At 45.5% G+C, this 14,976-nt stretch carries 11 protein-coding genes; 3 read left to right on the top strand and 8 right to left on the bottom strand.

The window, feature by feature from the left end:
• Positions 1-13: 13 nt before the first annotated feature.
• Positions 14-1,735: a hypothetical protein gene (locus tag C7475_RS20470; protein WP_110055249.1), complete on the bottom strand. Its 1,722-nt coding sequence runs from the start codon at positions 1,733-1,735 to the stop codon at positions 14-16.
• Positions 1,736-1,776: 41 nt separating this feature from the next.
• Positions 1,777-3,114 carry a PKD domain-containing protein gene (locus tag C7475_RS20465; RefSeq protein ID WP_110055248.1) on the bottom strand — a complete coding sequence of 446 codons (1,338 nt, stop codon included), beginning with the start codon at positions 3,112-3,114 and terminating at the stop codon, positions 1,777-1,779.
• Between the two features lie 206 nt (positions 3,115-3,320).
• Between C7475_RS20465 and C7475_RS20460 the strand changes: the two genes are divergently transcribed.
• Positions 3,321-3,518, top strand: a complete 198-nt coding sequence (locus C7475_RS20460; RefSeq protein WP_110055247.1) for a hypothetical protein — start codon at positions 3,321-3,323, stop codon at positions 3,516-3,518.
• A 131-nt stretch (positions 3,519-3,649) separates the two neighbouring features.
• The gene (locus C7475_RS20455) at positions 3,650-4,141 is read left to right on the top strand and encodes a hypothetical protein (RefSeq protein ID WP_110055246.1); all 492 of its coding nucleotides are present in this window, start codon (positions 3,650-3,652) and stop codon (positions 4,139-4,141) included.
• A 50-nt stretch (positions 4,142-4,191) separates the two neighbouring features.
• On the opposite strand, the gene C7475_RS20450 is transcribed toward C7475_RS20455, so the two are convergent.
• Positions 4,192-6,141 (bottom strand): KUP/HAK/KT family potassium transporter, encoded by a 1,950-nt coding sequence (locus C7475_RS20450; protein WP_110055245.1) that lies wholly within the window; start codon positions 6,139-6,141, stop codon positions 4,192-4,194.
• 114 nt (positions 6,142-6,255) lie between these two features.
• The gene (locus tag C7475_RS20445) at positions 6,256-7,659 is read right to left on the bottom strand and encodes an alpha-L-fucosidase (RefSeq protein WP_110055244.1); all 1,404 of its coding nucleotides are present in this window, start codon (positions 7,657-7,659) and stop codon (positions 6,256-6,258) included.
• Between the two features lie 267 nt (positions 7,660-7,926).
• On the opposite strand from C7475_RS20445, the gene C7475_RS20440 reads away from it, so the two are divergent.
• On the top strand, positions 7,927-8,781 hold the full coding sequence (locus tag C7475_RS20440; RefSeq protein WP_110055243.1) for an OmpA family protein: 855 nt from the start codon (positions 7,927-7,929) through the stop codon (positions 8,779-8,781).
• 61 nt (positions 8,782-8,842) lie between these two features.
• Here C7475_RS20440 and C7475_RS20435 read toward each other — a convergent pair whose 3' ends face one another.
• The 4 genes from C7475_RS20435 to C7475_RS20420 all read right to left on the bottom strand — a co-directional run bounded on the left by C7475_RS20435 (position 8,843) and on the right by C7475_RS20420 (position 14,837).
• Positions 8,843-9,571: a carbon-nitrogen hydrolase family protein gene (locus C7475_RS20435; protein ID WP_110055242.1), complete on the bottom strand. Its 729-nt coding sequence runs from the start codon at positions 9,569-9,571 to the stop codon at positions 8,843-8,845.
• A 131-nt stretch (positions 9,572-9,702) separates the two neighbouring features.
• The gene (locus C7475_RS20430) at positions 9,703-10,632 is read right to left on the bottom strand and encodes a cyanophycinase (protein WP_110055241.1); all 930 of its coding nucleotides are present in this window, start codon (positions 10,630-10,632) and stop codon (positions 9,703-9,705) included.
• Positions 10,633-10,666: 34 nt separating this feature from the next.
• The gene (locus C7475_RS20425) at positions 10,667-12,013 is read right to left on the bottom strand and encodes a RagB/SusD family nutrient uptake outer membrane protein (RefSeq protein ID WP_233259911.1); all 1,347 of its coding nucleotides are present in this window, start codon (positions 12,011-12,013) and stop codon (positions 10,667-10,669) included.
• 10 nt (positions 12,014-12,023) lie between these two features.
• Positions 12,024-14,837: a TonB-dependent receptor gene (locus tag C7475_RS20420; RefSeq protein ID WP_199236265.1), complete on the bottom strand. Its 2,814-nt coding sequence runs from the start codon at positions 14,835-14,837 to the stop codon at positions 12,024-12,026.
• Positions 14,838-14,976: the final 139 nt, after the last annotated feature.

The following is a 14,976-nucleotide window of genomic DNA, read 5'->3' as shown; positions in this document are numbered from 1 at the left end:
ATAATACGTAACGTTAAAAATTATAGTTATAGCCCAGTGTCACTGTCTGATCATTCACTGTTCCTTTCACAGGTATCCAGCGAAGCTGTTGCATAGCGCTGAGGTTTAGATTATGTTTCTTCTGCACCCTGTATCCGGCATTAGCGCGAAGGTTCAGCACTTTCCCCTGCTCAACGCCACTCGCGGCACTGGCATTGTAAGACACACTACCTCCTGCCGTCATCTTCTTTTTGAACAGACGGCTATTGAAAGCAGCCGTAGGGCCCCAGGTAAGATTATCTTCCCTGCCGATCGTATTGTAACTCAGGTTAAATGCAGCAGTCACATTGACCTGTGCAGGAATGAACATCAGTGAATACGCCACATTACTGTTATAGAAGCGGGAGCCATCACCTTTGTGCAGCACTCCTTCACGCAGGTCGGCAGCATCCTGCAAACTCAGATTCACGTTCAGGTTATGACTTTTACGTTTATCCGTTTTCAGGATGTAGTTCACATTCAGTGCTGTATTCTGTGAGATCTGGGTAAAGTTCAGTGTGTCAAGGTTCTGTATAGGGGTGGTCTGATTGATGGCATCAAACTGCGAACGCATGTTCATGTACGTCTGGAAGTTCGAATACGTGAGACTCATATTCAGCCTGTCGCCCGGATTGTAATTCATATTGACAGAGCTTACCATACGGGATGTCCGTCCTGATTTGGTATTGGCCAGGTCGTCACGCTGATAGCCTACGTTAACGCTGACATTAGCTTTGCTCTTCAGGAAAGGCTGTGAAAAATTCACAGTAATATTCTCCAGGTCATTATTGAAATAATAAGCGCCCAGGGTCTGATATCCCGGGTCTATCCGTTCATAACCCACTCCTATTGTACTTTTCATGAAGGTATAATTCATACCTGCCTTGATAGCTTTATAGAACAGTGTTGACTTATGATCATACATGAACACACTGCTCAATAGATTGCCTCCCTGTTCTTTTACGATATTGAAGTCCCTTTTATTCATCTGCACGGCGCTATTGGCATATTCCATCGTCAGCTCAAGGCCTTTCGCAGGGCGCACCATACCATTAATGCTAAAGGTCACGTTCTTTTTGGGGAAGATGTAGAGACTATCGGGTATTGTTGGATTAGAGGAAGGATCATCCTTCGCGGCAAAGATGGAAAATCCCAAACCGTACTTTTCCTTCGTGAGCGTCAGTTTTGTACCATACCCCATACGCTGGTACGTTGGCAATACATTCTTATTGGCAGTGTCATAAGCTACTGCCCGCGATAGCCGTCCATACATTGCACTTACACTCCACTCATTGGTAGGGGCCACATCCACACCGACACCCCTGAACTGCATACCGTTGAGCGTATAGGGTGAAAAGGTCATGGCCACATCTCCTATATGTCCTGTAATACCTTTGTACGTAGGATGTAAACTTAGCCGGTTAGGGGTAGTCGGATAGGTATAGTTGATACCCGCATTGGTAAGGTTAAAAGAGAATGGCAGATTTATCTGATTAAAAATGCTCATGCTCATATTTCCATTCAGATACCATGTAAAGGGTTGACGGCCCGATGTTTCACTACCGTTATGGAAAATGGTACTGGCATTCAATCCGCCCCTCACTTTTAAAGGAGCGTCCTTACTGAACATTCCCTTCAGATTGGCAAGATCTACCTGTTGCGCATGCGATAGCAATGGCAACAGCAGGATGCCCAAACAATACAATAAATATTTCATACACGTAAGGGATCTTCTTTTTTACGACTTTCAGTTTGCTGCTACTTCTTCTGTACTTTGATGTCTATGATTATATATGAGGATGTACCATTGGGTACAAACGTTTTTACTTTAATGGCTCCCATTCTGCCATCGGCAGTACGGAATAAAACAATACGCGGGCTAACTGCATTTGTAAAAGGCACCCCGCCTTCTGCACTACTATTGATACTTATGTTCTTCAGCGGCACATCGTCTGTCATCGCATCGAATTCGGCGGCGGTAAATGTCAGGCCGCATCCACAAGCTTCCAGGCTATTGATGTAACGTGTATATTTAGCCCCGGGTATGTTTCCAAACGCATAGGCGGTTGATGAATCGGGCGAGATAAACATGTTATAGCTGAAGCCCTGATTCAGCCCGAAGAACACAATATCAATATCCTTACCTGCCGTGGACAAATCATCCCCGCTCCTGAACACCTTACGGAGACTGGTTGAATAATAAGCCCCTATCGTCGATTGAGCGGCATTGATACCCAGCTTAACATCCCTGATAATACGCAGGCCTGTATTAGCTCTTACTTCTATAGTCTTTGTGACCGTCTTTGATTGTTTTCCATTCTCTGCTGTTAATGTTACATTGTAAGTACCAGGGTCTTTGAAGTGGATGCTTGTATTTGCGGCAGTGTCATCAGCTATTGTTCCTCCTGTTGCGGTCCACTTTCTGGTTAACAGATTTTGGGCTTTGCTCTCCAGTATTGCTGTTAATGGCGCTTCATCATCTTCATCATCAAATGATGGCTCCATTGTAAAATCATTTGTCAATGCAGGCTTTACCGTTATGATCTTTTCTGTTGTAAACTCCTGCCCGCCATTAGTGACCGTAAGTGTGATCTTATGTGTACCCGGTGTTGTAAAGGTTACATCAGGCGGCGATTGCACGGTAGCGCTGGCCGGCTCTCCGTTTTCAAATGTCCATTTGTAGGCTGATGCTCCGGTTGTGTTATTAGTCAGCCGGACGGTTACAGGTGAGAAATCATTGATCAGTATCTTGGCATCAAAGGCTGTATTTACAGTGCTGTCGATGTGAATGGTATGGGTCTTTATTTGCCTTTCGTCTTCATTCCATGCTTCGAGTGTGATCTTATAGTCTCCGGCCTGCCTGAATACCACTGTTCCCGGATTTTCATAGTCAGAAGAAGCAGGTTCTCCTCCTTCAAATGTCCACTTAAAGTTAGTAGCACCTATAGTGCGGTTTGTAAAACTGATATTTGCGGGTGCGGTGTATATGCTATCTTTTGCAGTGTAAATAAAATCAGTAGTAACGGTTATTCCTACTTCTTTAAAACAGGATGTCAACAATAGGCATAACCCCAATCCGTAGGTTATTCTCTTCATAGGTAGGGTCTGGTTGTCCTTAACAAACTCTAATCAGCCACAAATATATCACAATAATCCCAAAGTATATATATTTTTTATATATCAATGATTTCCAGGAATTCATATACAGCTGACTGGAGAATACGAGGCCACCACCTCATAAGGAGAAAAAAGTGAGGGAAAAGTTGTGTGGTTTCCGGGTACTGTCAATTAATGGTAAATGGATGAAAGGCCTTTTTTCACGTTACGAAAAGCTGAAACCTGGGTACTGTCTTGTTCCCAAATTAGATGCCAGAATGTGGGGCATTTTACACACCAGTATTCGTATAGTACTGCCAGAGCACGGTTTGCAGGCATTGTCATTACTGTTTTTCTATGTACATCATATGGCAGCGAAAGGAGAGCGCTATCCTTTGAAATAGCTTGCCAATAAGGCTTTAAACCATTTCATGTTTATTCCGGTTAAGCATTTCTACCTAGCCCGGCGGGAAGATATGATCAGCAAACGCTTACTCCTGGCATTTAATGGTACGAAAGTGGTATGATACTTTGCATGAGAAACGGAACAAGCGCGACTACCAACATAGCCGGGACGAGGAAGGAGACGGTAACACGGGATATCAGACGGAACAGCTCGAAGGATATTGCCGTTATTGCCGGAGTAAGCGCCATTGCAGGCTCACGTGCAATGCTAGCTCCTGCCCTGCTCTTCCCTGAAAATAAGGTATTAACGTTAATGGCCGCCGGAGAAGCCTATGTGGATAAACTGCCAGGCATAGGCGACAGGATCGAAACTTCCGGATTGATCGGAAGAAGTATCTCAGGTGCTGTAACCGGAGCGATCGTCAGTAAAAGAAGACGTCGCAGTATGTGGTTGGGCGCTTTAGTAGGCGCTGCGGCAGCTTGTGCCAGCGCTTACGTAACCTACTATGCCAGGAAGGAACTGGGGAAGATCACCGGAATGCATGATGCGATTGCCGGACTTGTGGAAGATGTGGCAATGATATGCCTGGGTAGTATACTACTTGATGACGACCGGATATAGACTATGTATAAACCTAAGGCCGTCCGCCAATGGCGAACGGCCTTCTTGTTTTATAACTCTCTTGTTAATGGCGGATGTGACACAGGCACTATCACCACCGGATATTTTTCTACGCTTACGTTGCTCATATCAAGCCCAAAGTTCACAGACTCTTTCACACTCATATACTTCAACGTAAAATAACTCTTCATCAACAGGTTCTTCCAAAACGGCATTGCGTTTTCGAACGACAGGAAAGAATCTGTCAGCAGGAATTTATAGTCTCCTATTCTATTATCCTGGTAAGATTCTTCGCATCTTTCTGAAACGTCCACCTCTTTTGTAGCCACGAGATCATTTACCACCTGCCTGAAATAATAATCGATACGCGGATTTATCCTGAAACCAAGATTGAATTCAATAAAGTAAACGTCGTTTTTTACAATGGTATCAACATGATAGCGCATCGCATAAGGCTCATCCAACACATTTACATGCACAAACCAATAGATATCAGCACGCTTAGGAGAACGGGAAAGAATAGAGTCGATCGCTGTCTTTTCTATCTTACGCGGGGTACCTGAACTGGTGAGGTACACAAGGTTAGTAGCATGTTTCGGGATGTTCATATCCATACTTAACCTTTTTATCAGTTCGATGTAGCCGTCTACAGGCAACATCTTCTTCAATGAATTAGTAATGTACCGGCCCTTTTTCCATATATACATGACCATAAAAAGCAGTATACCGATCACCAGTGTGATCCATCCGCCTTCTTTTATCTTTTGCAGATTAGCGATCAGAAAAGACGTTTCTATTGCCAGGAAAAAGCCTGTCAGCAGTACGATCCATACAAACGGAACACGTTTGGCGTGCAGGTAGAAGTTGATCAGCACTGTGCTCATTAACATGGTCAATGTTACACTGAGGCCAAAAGCTGCTTCCATACGGGTGGATTCCCTGAAGTGAAGCACCATTCCGATACATCCCAGCATCAGGAACCAGTTGATAAATGGTATGTAAAGCTGTCCTTTGATGTTACCAGGAAATAATACCCGGTGTCTTGGCCAGAGGTCCAGGCGGATCGCTTCGTTAATAAGTGTAAAACATCCGCTGATCAATGCCTGGCTGGCAATAATTGTAGCCAGTGTTGCGATGATCAGTGCAGGCAAATAGATCGCGTCCGGAACGATATGATAGAACGGACTGATAGTACCTACTTCTTCTCCTACGTGCGATAATAACCAGGCCGTTTGCCCCGCATAACTCAGGATCAGCATGACCTTGATATAGATCCAGCTAACGCGGATGTTATTCCTTCCGCAATGTCCCATGTCACTATAAAGTGCTTCAGCACCTGTCGTACACAGGAAGATACTTCCCAGCAACCAGAAGCCGTTAGGTACCTCTTTCAACATCACATAAGCGTAATAGGGGTTCAGTGCTTTAAATACAGCCGGGTTGTGGCTAACCGCCATTACTCCCAGCACACCGATGAACGTGAACCATATTGCCATTACCGGTCCGAAGATCTTTCCTATTTTCTCTGTGCCGAACTGTTGGAACAGGAAAAGCCCGATCAGGATACAAATGACAATCGGCACTGTATCTATATGTGGGTTGATCTTTTCTAAACCTTCGATCGCAGAGGCAACAGAGATCGGCGGAGTGATGATCCCGTCTGCCATCAGGAATGCACCACCTGCCATAGCAGGGAATACCAGCCATTTCCCCCAGAACCGGCGGATCAATGCATATAAAGAGAAGATACCACCTTCACCTTTATTGTCCGCCTGTAATGTGATAATGACGTACTTAAGCGTCGTCTGAAAAAACAACGTCCAGAAGATTGCAGATAAAGCGCCTAAGGCAACATCTTCTGTAATAACGCGATCATGAAAAACTGCATTGAGTGTGTAAAGCGGGGATGTCCCAATATCGCCGAAAACGATTCCCGTAGCAATGAGAATACCGGCAGCCGTTATTTGCTTATGAAATACGGCAGGTGACGAAGCATGCATGTGTTCTTAAATTAGCGGCACCAAATTACAATTATTTCCAATCTAAGATGAAATGTGCACAAATAAAAAGGGAGGCTACCCGTGATAGCCTCCCTTTTCTACTAACAATAGTATCTAGCGTCTTTCGTTATACACCCCGAATTCTGCGATAGCAGGAGGCGCACTGAATTCATCTATGAGGATGCGCACTTTTCCACCCCATACACTGTCAAACCGGTGGATCTTCACACGTCCTCCGCCTTCACCTTTTCCTAATGGTTTCCAGGTTCCATTCTCATTATATTCAAGACGGTATTTTTTTATTTTGTCGCCATCTTCCACAATGCTGATCATGTTAAAGCGCTGGTCCTTGTCAAAATCAATTTCATACCAGGGTTGTTTTACCGCAGCATTAGATTGCCAGCTGCTGCCAAAGCGGTCATCGTTTGCAAAATCCATGATATTCATATCATCGCTCCAGCTGGAATTGCTACGCTGGAACTTGGCGATATTTGATGAAATGATAGGCGCTTCCGCTGGTGGCAAAGCCGGCATAGCACCGGTGTTCTTCCAACGTTTGCCCACTTCTTCCAGGGCCTTCACTGCATTCGGATCGATCAACCCTTCGCGGTTAGGCGCTACATTAAGAATGAAGTTACACCATGCCTTATTCAGCGGTACCAGGATCTCATCTGTCAGTTTCACCGGATCTTTCACTGGTGTGGTCGGAAAATTCTCTTTCCAGAACCATGCGCTGTTGATAGGCAGACAGGATAAAGCAGGTAGTCTGTTAGCCTCTTTAGAGATATGTTGTCCTGCACCTTGCTCATAAGATTTGATATCGGTGTAAAACAACGCTTCTGTCGGATATTTTGCAGCATTGAGGTCCATCACCAGGCAATTAGGTTGCAAGCTCTTAATGAGGCGGTAAACCTCTTCAAACGGGATCTCATCATAAGAGATCCTGGACCAGGGTGCATCCCATCCGTCAATAATAAGAGCAGTGATCTCTCCGTAATTCGTCAGTAATTCCGTCAGCTGCGCCTTCACCATGTCAATATGCTTGCGTGTAATATCGTGCGGGCGCAGTTTATGATGGGTGTCCAGGATAGAGTAGTACAACATTACCTTCAGGCCTTTAGCGCGGAAAGCATTTGTATATTCCCTTACCACATCTTTTTTATAAGGACTGTTCATCACGTTATAGTCAGTCGTCTTTGTATCCCATATACAGAAACCACTGTGATGTTTGGTAGTGAGACAGCCGTAGCTCATATTCGCTGCCTTTGCAGTAGCGGCCCATTGGTTGCAATCAAGCTTCGTCGGATTGAAGAGCGATACCGGTGCTTCCGGATCAGGCCAGTCCTGGTTTGCGAAGGTAGGGATGTTGAAATGTATGAACATCCCAAAACGCAGATCAACAAATTGCTGTTGCAATGTAGCTAGTGGCGTACCTGCGGATTTCACCTGTGCTTTTAACAGAGCAGGTATTAATAGTTGGATGCTCAGTAAGAGGTGTAAACAGAATGTCTTCTTCATAATAACTTTTAATTCGATTTTGGATTTGAGACCCTGTGGATTTCGTGGATAATTCCTTTCTACAATGCTACTAAAATATAACAATCAGCATATGCATTCCAGCTATGATAATACAATATAACTAAATGCGAATATCCCATTAGTTGATGCTTTTTAACAATTTAACAAGAATAAGCATGAGTACGTTTTAAAATGTGGCATGGTGTTGGATTTATCCGAGGTATTAAGGGACAACAGCAAGAGTCATTTTAAAAAAACAACATTTATATGAGACATAGAGTCACATTATTAGCTTTATCACTACCTGTTCTATTATTCTCCTGCGTTAGTACGAAGAAGTTCAAGGCTTCTGAAGCTAAGTATGCAGATCTAAACAACCGTTATGCAAGTCTGCAAAGTAAACTGGAAGATTGTCAACGTAGTTTACGAGATACCGCTTCCGCATTTGAGCGTGCCAGAAGCATTAGTGAAGAAAGAGTGGAAGGTCTAAAGCAGAATAATAGTACACTATTGAACCAGTTGAAAGATCTTTCCGTAATTAGCGGTTCACAGGCGGAAAGCATCAAAAAATCATTGGATAATATAGGCGCTAAAGACGCCTACATACAGGACCTGCAATCGGCCATTGCACGTAAAGACTCACTGAACATGGCGTTAGTGATGAACCTGAAAGGCGCTATCGGTAACCTGGATGACAAAGACATTAACATCAAGGTAGAGAAAGGTGTAGTTTATATTGATATCTCTGATAAGATGCTGTTTGAAAGCGGCAGTTACGATATCACCGCCAGAGCGAAAGAAGTGCTGGGTAAAGTGGCGAAAGTATTGCTTAACCAGCCTGATATTGAGTTCATGGTGGAAGGACATACAGACACCAATCCATACAAAAAAGGCGTACTGCTGGATAACTGGGATCTTAGTGTGAAGAGAGCTACTGCAGTAACAAGGGTATTACAGAATGACTATGGTATTCCCCCTGCTCATATCACTGCAGCAGGTAGAGGTGAATATCTGCCGATTGCCAGCAATGATACACCTGAAGGCAGGGCTACGAACCGCCGTACACGTATCGTGATATTACCACAACTTGACCAGTTCTTTAAACTGCTGGAAAAGAAATAATATCATCCATTTCATTATAGCAAGGAAGGGCGTCTCTTTAATAGGGGCGCCTTTTTGTATGTTATATCATTACTGCCAGTGCCTGACGCGTTTTTGTATCAAAGAGCAGGATCCCCTCGCTGGTAGCGTCCAGCTGTTCAACAAGTACTCCTGTATTATCCCATATGGCGGATCTGCCGGCGCATTCAAATCCATCGGACTCGCCTACTGCATTGGCAAATAGAACGGTCATCTCATACTGCTCACCGATTTCCGCCAGCCTGGCAATAGCTTTATCAATCCCTCCTGTCGACTTCACCGCACTGGCAACATAGATCTCCGCACCACATTTATAGGCATCTTCCACATGTTCTGGTACAGACAATTCATAACAGATGGCCAGTGCAACATCATGTTCTTCTCCCAGCAGACTGACAGTGCTTTGTCCGCTAACGAAATACGGGTCTTCATCTGCATGCAGGTATTTCTTCGCATACACATCCCGTTCCTGGTCAGGCTGGAATAATACCATACCAATAGTGATACCCGCATCAACTTTCAGTGGCATACCCACCCCAATAGTTACTTTTTGGGTATTGCTGATGTGCTGGAAATCGTTCAGGCATCCGTCATTGACAGCGATTGCCAGTTCTTTGGCTAATGTGGGCTCATAACCTGTTATTGACAATTCCGGGAAGATGATGGTGTCTGCTCCGTGAGAAATAGCCAGATCAATGATCTTCCTGTGGTTCTCTATGTTGCTCCGGATATCTCCTTTTACCGCTTTGGCCTGCGCTACGCATAATTTCATAGTCTGCTGAGTTTTTTATGGGCGCTTACCGGTTCCCTGATAATGTAATATTATCGCTATATTTTAACAAATAAAAGGGCCATCCTGAAAAATATCAGGATGGCCTTTTATTGCACCGCCGGTGCTATAAACTAATTGTCGTTACTCAGTCTGGGCGTATTAACACTCGCTGCACGGCTATTGGTCGTAATTACCTTGCGTTGTTGCAGATCAAAGCGTTGCCCCCTTCCCAGGAAGTAGAATGGTCCGTCTGTGTTATACTCTCCCGTAGGACTTTTCTGTTTTTCGTTAATATGCGCTATATCGTAAATTGCTACATACGAATTCCCGATCACTTCAAATACATCTTTCTGCACTACAATTGCCGTACTTTCATCAATACCTATACCTAACAACTCAGGATGTGCTTTAATAACACCTACCAGGTCAAATTGCCGGTTACGGCGCAGGATGTGCTGGTCAATAGCAGTATGATGGACCAGGTCAAGTCCCTGCAGATGATCTCCTTCCAGGATGCCATTCCCTTTGGTATCACCTCTTAGCAGGAATGAGCCCTGGATAGTAGCACCGGCGGAAGTTCCTGCTATTACGCCCCCGCGGGTAAGCACTGCTTTGATCTCTTTTTCTGCGAGTGTATGCAGGTAAGCATCTGCGATCTTCCACTGGCGGCCACCAGGGAACCAGATGCCCGTCGCTTTCTTTAGAGGCGCTACAAAACTCTCTGTATTCGCAACTTTAGGATCACGTGTGTGCAATACTGTTACCTGTGCCACGCCCAGGTCCTGCAACAGCTCTTTTTCGAATGATCTTCCGGTAGCGAGCGCAGAGTCTTCACCGGCAGTAGGGATCACTACAATATTGGCATTAGGGCCACCTGCCAGCTCAATAAAGCGCGCCCATATTTCGGGGCCTACCTTACCACCGCCTACAATTATGAGTGCGCCTTTCTGAGGACCAACAACGGCATTGGCCTGTTGTGCAGAAGAGGATGTTTGTGCATTAGCGCCAGCTGTTATGAACAGAAGGCCAGCAGAAAAAATTGATATGATCAGCCGTTTCATCAGGTTGTTTATTTAAAGGGTTTTATAATTATGTTTAATATCCTGGATTGGGTTCGAGGTCTTTATCTGCCAGTAATTCATCCGCAGGGATCGGGAACACCAAACGATTGGGATCTGTTACCCCCAATACAGCTGTAGCTCTGCCAGTGCGTACAAGGTTGAACCAACGATCGCCTTCAAAAGCAAATTCCAGCCTTCTTTCATTTTCTATTGCCAGCAACAGCGCATCTTCCGTAGCAGCATTACTGGGTGCAATGCCTGCACGGTCACGGATGGCATTCAGATCATCCAATGCAGTTGTCAACTGCTTATTCTTTGTCCTCGCCTCCGCACGGATGAGGTACAGTTCTGCGATCCTTATCAGGTATGCCGGATCAGTCCCTGTAGGTGTGCGGTAAAACAACTTGCCATACCACAGATTACCGGGGGGAGCTGTTTGCGCGATCAGTGCATTCCTGTTACCACCGATCGCCGGATCGTTCAGGAGCTCTACCAGCTGGGCGTTAGGCGCCCATTCCCTTCTGCCGCCGAGGGCAGGTGGCAGCCACCAGTTGAAATGTCCGTTCTTAAAAGACACACTATAACCGATCTCAAACACCGATTCCGCCGTTGCCACTGCATTGTTGGCATAGAAAGCATTATAAGGCTTTAATAACTGATAACTTGCGGCATCGTCAATGATCTTTGTGGCATATACATCGGCAGAGTCCCATTGCTCCCGGTACAGGAAATAACGGGCCTTTAATGCCCATGCAGTTTTACGGGTCGCCTTATTCCTGTTGGTTGTCAGTGGCAGTAATTCCACCGCCTTATTCAGATCACTGAGCACTTGTCGATAAGTCTCCTCCAGACTGCTTCTTTTGATGCCTGCGTGATCGCCAGGCAGGCGTGTAGGTGTCAGTATTAACTGCACACCGCCCCAGCCACGTGCCAGATCAAAATACGATAATGCTCTCACAAAATAAGCTTCTCCGGTCAGCTGATCTTTCTTCACCTGTGTAAACAATGGATCAGATAATTTCGGAATAGCGTCGATGATATAATTCGCAGAAAGGACCGTTCTGTAGATAGCAGCCCAGGAAGAAGCGACGTTGCCATTATCCGCACTTAACTGCCTGTTGGCAATCTGCGCAGGCGCTGACTGAGAGCCCGTCCACTGAATATCTCCGCCAGACAGATAAGAAAGCGCCTGGAAGTTGGAACCATAATATGCATCAGCACCCAATAAGTTATAAAGACCATTTACCGCCGTCTCTGCACTTCCTGCACTGGTGACTGCTTCTGAGGCATCCACCTGCTGCTCCGGCTGTACATCGAGGAACTTTTTGCAGGAGCTTGTTAACAGGGAAATACCCGCTAAAAGATATATACTCAATCTCATGTTCATCATTTTAAAGTGTAAGGTTCAGGCCAAATTGTACGGTACGCGGCTGTGGTGGTGTGCCCAGGTCATAGCCCTGTACATTAGGATCGGAAGTAACATTGACTTCCGGATCAGGCCCTTTGTATTTTTTCAGCAGCCAAAGGTTCGTACCACTCAGATAAAAACGGATGTTGCTGGCATGAATACGGTTGGCCAATAGTGCAGGCACGGTATAACCCAATGTGAGGGAACTTAGTCGCAGGAAAGAACCATCTTCCAGAAAACGACTGATAGGATTCAATGCATAGTTATTACCGATGGTAGTGATCCTCGGCACATCGGTCACATCACCGGGTTTCTGCCAGCGATTAAGCTGGTTCTTGTTGATAGCCCTGCGGTCGTCCCGTGTACCACCAGATTCATGGAAGAAACGATTACTGTTATATACTTTATTGCCCCATTGGAAGTTGAAGAAAACAGCCAGGTCAAATCCTTTATAACTTACGTTATTGTTTAATCCTCCGAAGAACTTAGGCGTAGCCTGGCCTGTCATCTGCCGGTCTGCTGCGGTGATCTTACCATCCTTTGTTATGTCTTCATACACCGCATCGCCTGTTTTATTATCAACATATAACTGGCGGTACACAAAGAAGGAGTGCATCGGATAACCTTGTGCCATTCTCTCCACAGCATAAGAAGCATCAATTGGAATATTGAGCTTTTCAATCTTGTTGATGTTGCGGGAAATATTAAACCCGGTTTGCCATACAAAATTTTTACTGCGGATATTGGTAGTGTTGATACCAAGCTCAAAACCTTTGTTACTGATCTCTCCGGAATTGCTGGCAATAGTACGGAACCCGCTGCTGACAGGCAAAGGCAGGTTCAATAAAAGATCGCTGGTGTATTTATCATACCAGTTAAATTCTATGCTGATACGATCGTCGATCAGACCCAGGTCCACTCCTAAGTTCCACTGCCTTGTTGTTTCCCAACCCAGTTCGGGATTGGCTAACTGCTGCGGAATAGTACCCGGATTATCGAGGTAATTGGAACCACCGCCCCATAGTCCGCGGGAGGCGAAATTACCTATACCGTTCTGGTTACCTGTCAGCCCATAGTTGGCCCTTATCTTCAGATCACTGATAGCATCTATGGCTTTCAGAAAACGTTCTTCTTTTGCCCGCCATGCAATACCCAGTGAGGGGAAATATCCCCACTGTTTGTCTGTACCGAATTTAGAGGATGCATCTGCACGGAAATTTACTTCCGCCAGGTATTTGCCTTCATAATTATATTCTACGCGGGAAAAGAAAGATACCTGCCTGTTCTCTGCACGGTTAGAAGACGCTGTAGTAGTAGCCGCAGAGGCGATCTGTTTGAAAGCATCACTAGGAAAATTAGTGCCTTGTGCAAAGGTTTGCTGGGAAGTATTACCCTGGATAGAGTTACCCACCAGTACCCCCAGTGTATGCTTCTGCCCCGGGCTGGTGCGGTATGACAATGTTTGTTCATTTACCCATACCAGGTTCTTACTTACACTGGAGGTAGCCAATCCTTTACTGGCACTGCCCCGGTTCGTATAACTGTTCCAGTATTCATACTCATCGTAGTCATTATAGTCAAGGCTCCAGCTGGTGCGGAACTTCAGCTTACGAAAAATATCTGCTTCCGCATACAGATTACCGATATAACGTGTACTGATAGAATACATATCTGTGTATTTGATCAGCACATCCAGGTTATCAAAACCTGCCCACTTAGCGTATGTACCATCGTCATTGAATTTCGGAAGATATGTTGGTGTATGCAGGGCTGCCTGCAAGATCCCTCCCTGCGGCCCATCACCAACACGCGCATTCGTGCGGCGGGAACGGGACAAAGCGTTACTACTTCCTATGCGTACCCTGTCATTGATCTGCTGATCAAGATTAACTTTCAGACTGGCGCGTTGATAGTCGTTCGTTTTGATATTCGCCAGTTGTTTGTTATAACCGCCACTCAGGTAATATCTGGTTTTCTCGTTACCACCTGACAATGAGAGATCATAATTCTGTATAGCGCCGGTGCGGAAGATGTCATGCAGACGATCAAAAGTCGGCTGCTCTTCCGGCAAACCACGGCCGCCTTCTGATTTAGGTCTGAAGGGGCGTGTAGCAGAAGGCTTCCCATCGTTGGTCCAGGCCTCATTGATGATCGTTGCATGTTCCGGGCCTGATACCAGGTCCCACAATTTAGGCGCCCATGCTGCACCACCGTAAGTATTGAATGCCACTTTCGGGCGGCTGTTATACGTGCCACGCTTTGTGGTGATCAGCACTACACCATTGGCCGCACGTGCACCGTAGATGGCAGTAGCGGTAGCATCTTTCAGGATAGAGATGGACTCGATATCCGCAGGATTAATATCAGCCAGCGGATTATTTGCTTGTCCCTGTGTGGTCACTTTTTGCAGCGACTGATTATTGATGAATACACCATCTACTACATACAGCGGATCATTTCCGGCATTAATAGACGTTGTTCCGCGGATACGGAAAAAGATCCCATCACCGGGAACACCGGTATTCGCGCTGACCTGCACACCGGGAGCACGGCCTTGTAACTGCTGATCAAAACTTGCAACAGGCCTGTCTTTGATGCCTGCGGCTTTAATGCTGGTCACAGCGCCTACTACTGCTTTTTTACTTTGTGCACCATAGCCGACAACGATCACTTCGCTCAAAGCGCGGTTCATTGAAGATGCAATGGAAGTGTCTGGAGGAGTTACGGTTTGTGCATTGCTGATTAAAGGCCCCACCAGTATGCATAGCATGATACGGACGTGTAAATTTGTTTTCACATCGGACAATTTAGATAATGGAATACTTACCGGCAGCAGCTGCCGGCAGTTCTGGAAGATTTGCTAAAGTATTGATAGGTATCAGCCGTTTTGTGTTGGTGGGATACAAACGGGCTTTAGTCTACTAATTATGTAGACA

This window comes from Chitinophaga sp. S165 (assembly GCF_003182155.1).
Taxonomy (GTDB): Bacteria; Bacteroidota; Bacteroidia; order Chitinophagales; family Chitinophagaceae; genus Chitinophaga.
Note: the sequence above shows the minus strand (reverse complement) of the source record. Positions and strands in the feature narration are given on the sequence as shown.

What these genes read in the sequence shown, in the direction of transcription:
- C7475_RS20470 (WP_110055249.1), bottom strand. Translation starts at nt 1,735, where the DNA reads ATGAAATATTTATTGTATTGTTTGGGCATCCTGCTGTTGCCATTGCTA.
- C7475_RS20465 (WP_110055248.1), bottom strand. Translation starts at nt 3,114, where the DNA reads ATGAAGAGAATAACCTACGGATTGGGGTTATGCCTATTGTTGACATCC.
- C7475_RS20460 (WP_110055247.1), top strand. Translation starts at nt 3,321, where the DNA reads ATGAAAGGCCTTTTTTCACGTTACGAAAAGCTGAAACCTGGGTACTGT.
- C7475_RS20455 (WP_110055246.1), top strand. Translation starts at nt 3,650, where the DNA reads ATGAGAAACGGAACAAGCGCGACTACCAACATAGCCGGGACGAGGAAG.
- C7475_RS20450 (WP_110055245.1), bottom strand. Translation starts at nt 6,141, where the DNA reads ATGCATGCTTCGTCACCTGCCGTATTTCATAAGCAAATAACGGCTGCC.
- C7475_RS20445 (WP_110055244.1), bottom strand. Translation starts at nt 7,659, where the DNA reads ATGAAGAAGACATTCTGTTTACACCTCTTACTGAGCATCCAACTATTA.
- C7475_RS20440 (WP_110055243.1), top strand. Translation starts at nt 7,927, where the DNA reads ATGAGACATAGAGTCACATTATTAGCTTTATCACTACCTGTTCTATTA.
- C7475_RS20435 (WP_110055242.1), bottom strand. Translation starts at nt 9,571, where the DNA reads ATGAAATTATGCGTAGCGCAGGCCAAAGCGGTAAAAGGAGATATCCGG.
- C7475_RS20430 (WP_110055241.1), bottom strand. Translation starts at nt 10,632, where the DNA reads ATGAAACGGCTGATCATATCAATTTTTTCTGCTGGCCTTCTGTTCATA.
- C7475_RS20425 (WP_233259911.1), bottom strand. Translation starts at nt 12,013, where the DNA reads ATGAGATTGAGTATATATCTTTTAGCGGGTATTTCCCTGTTAACAAGC.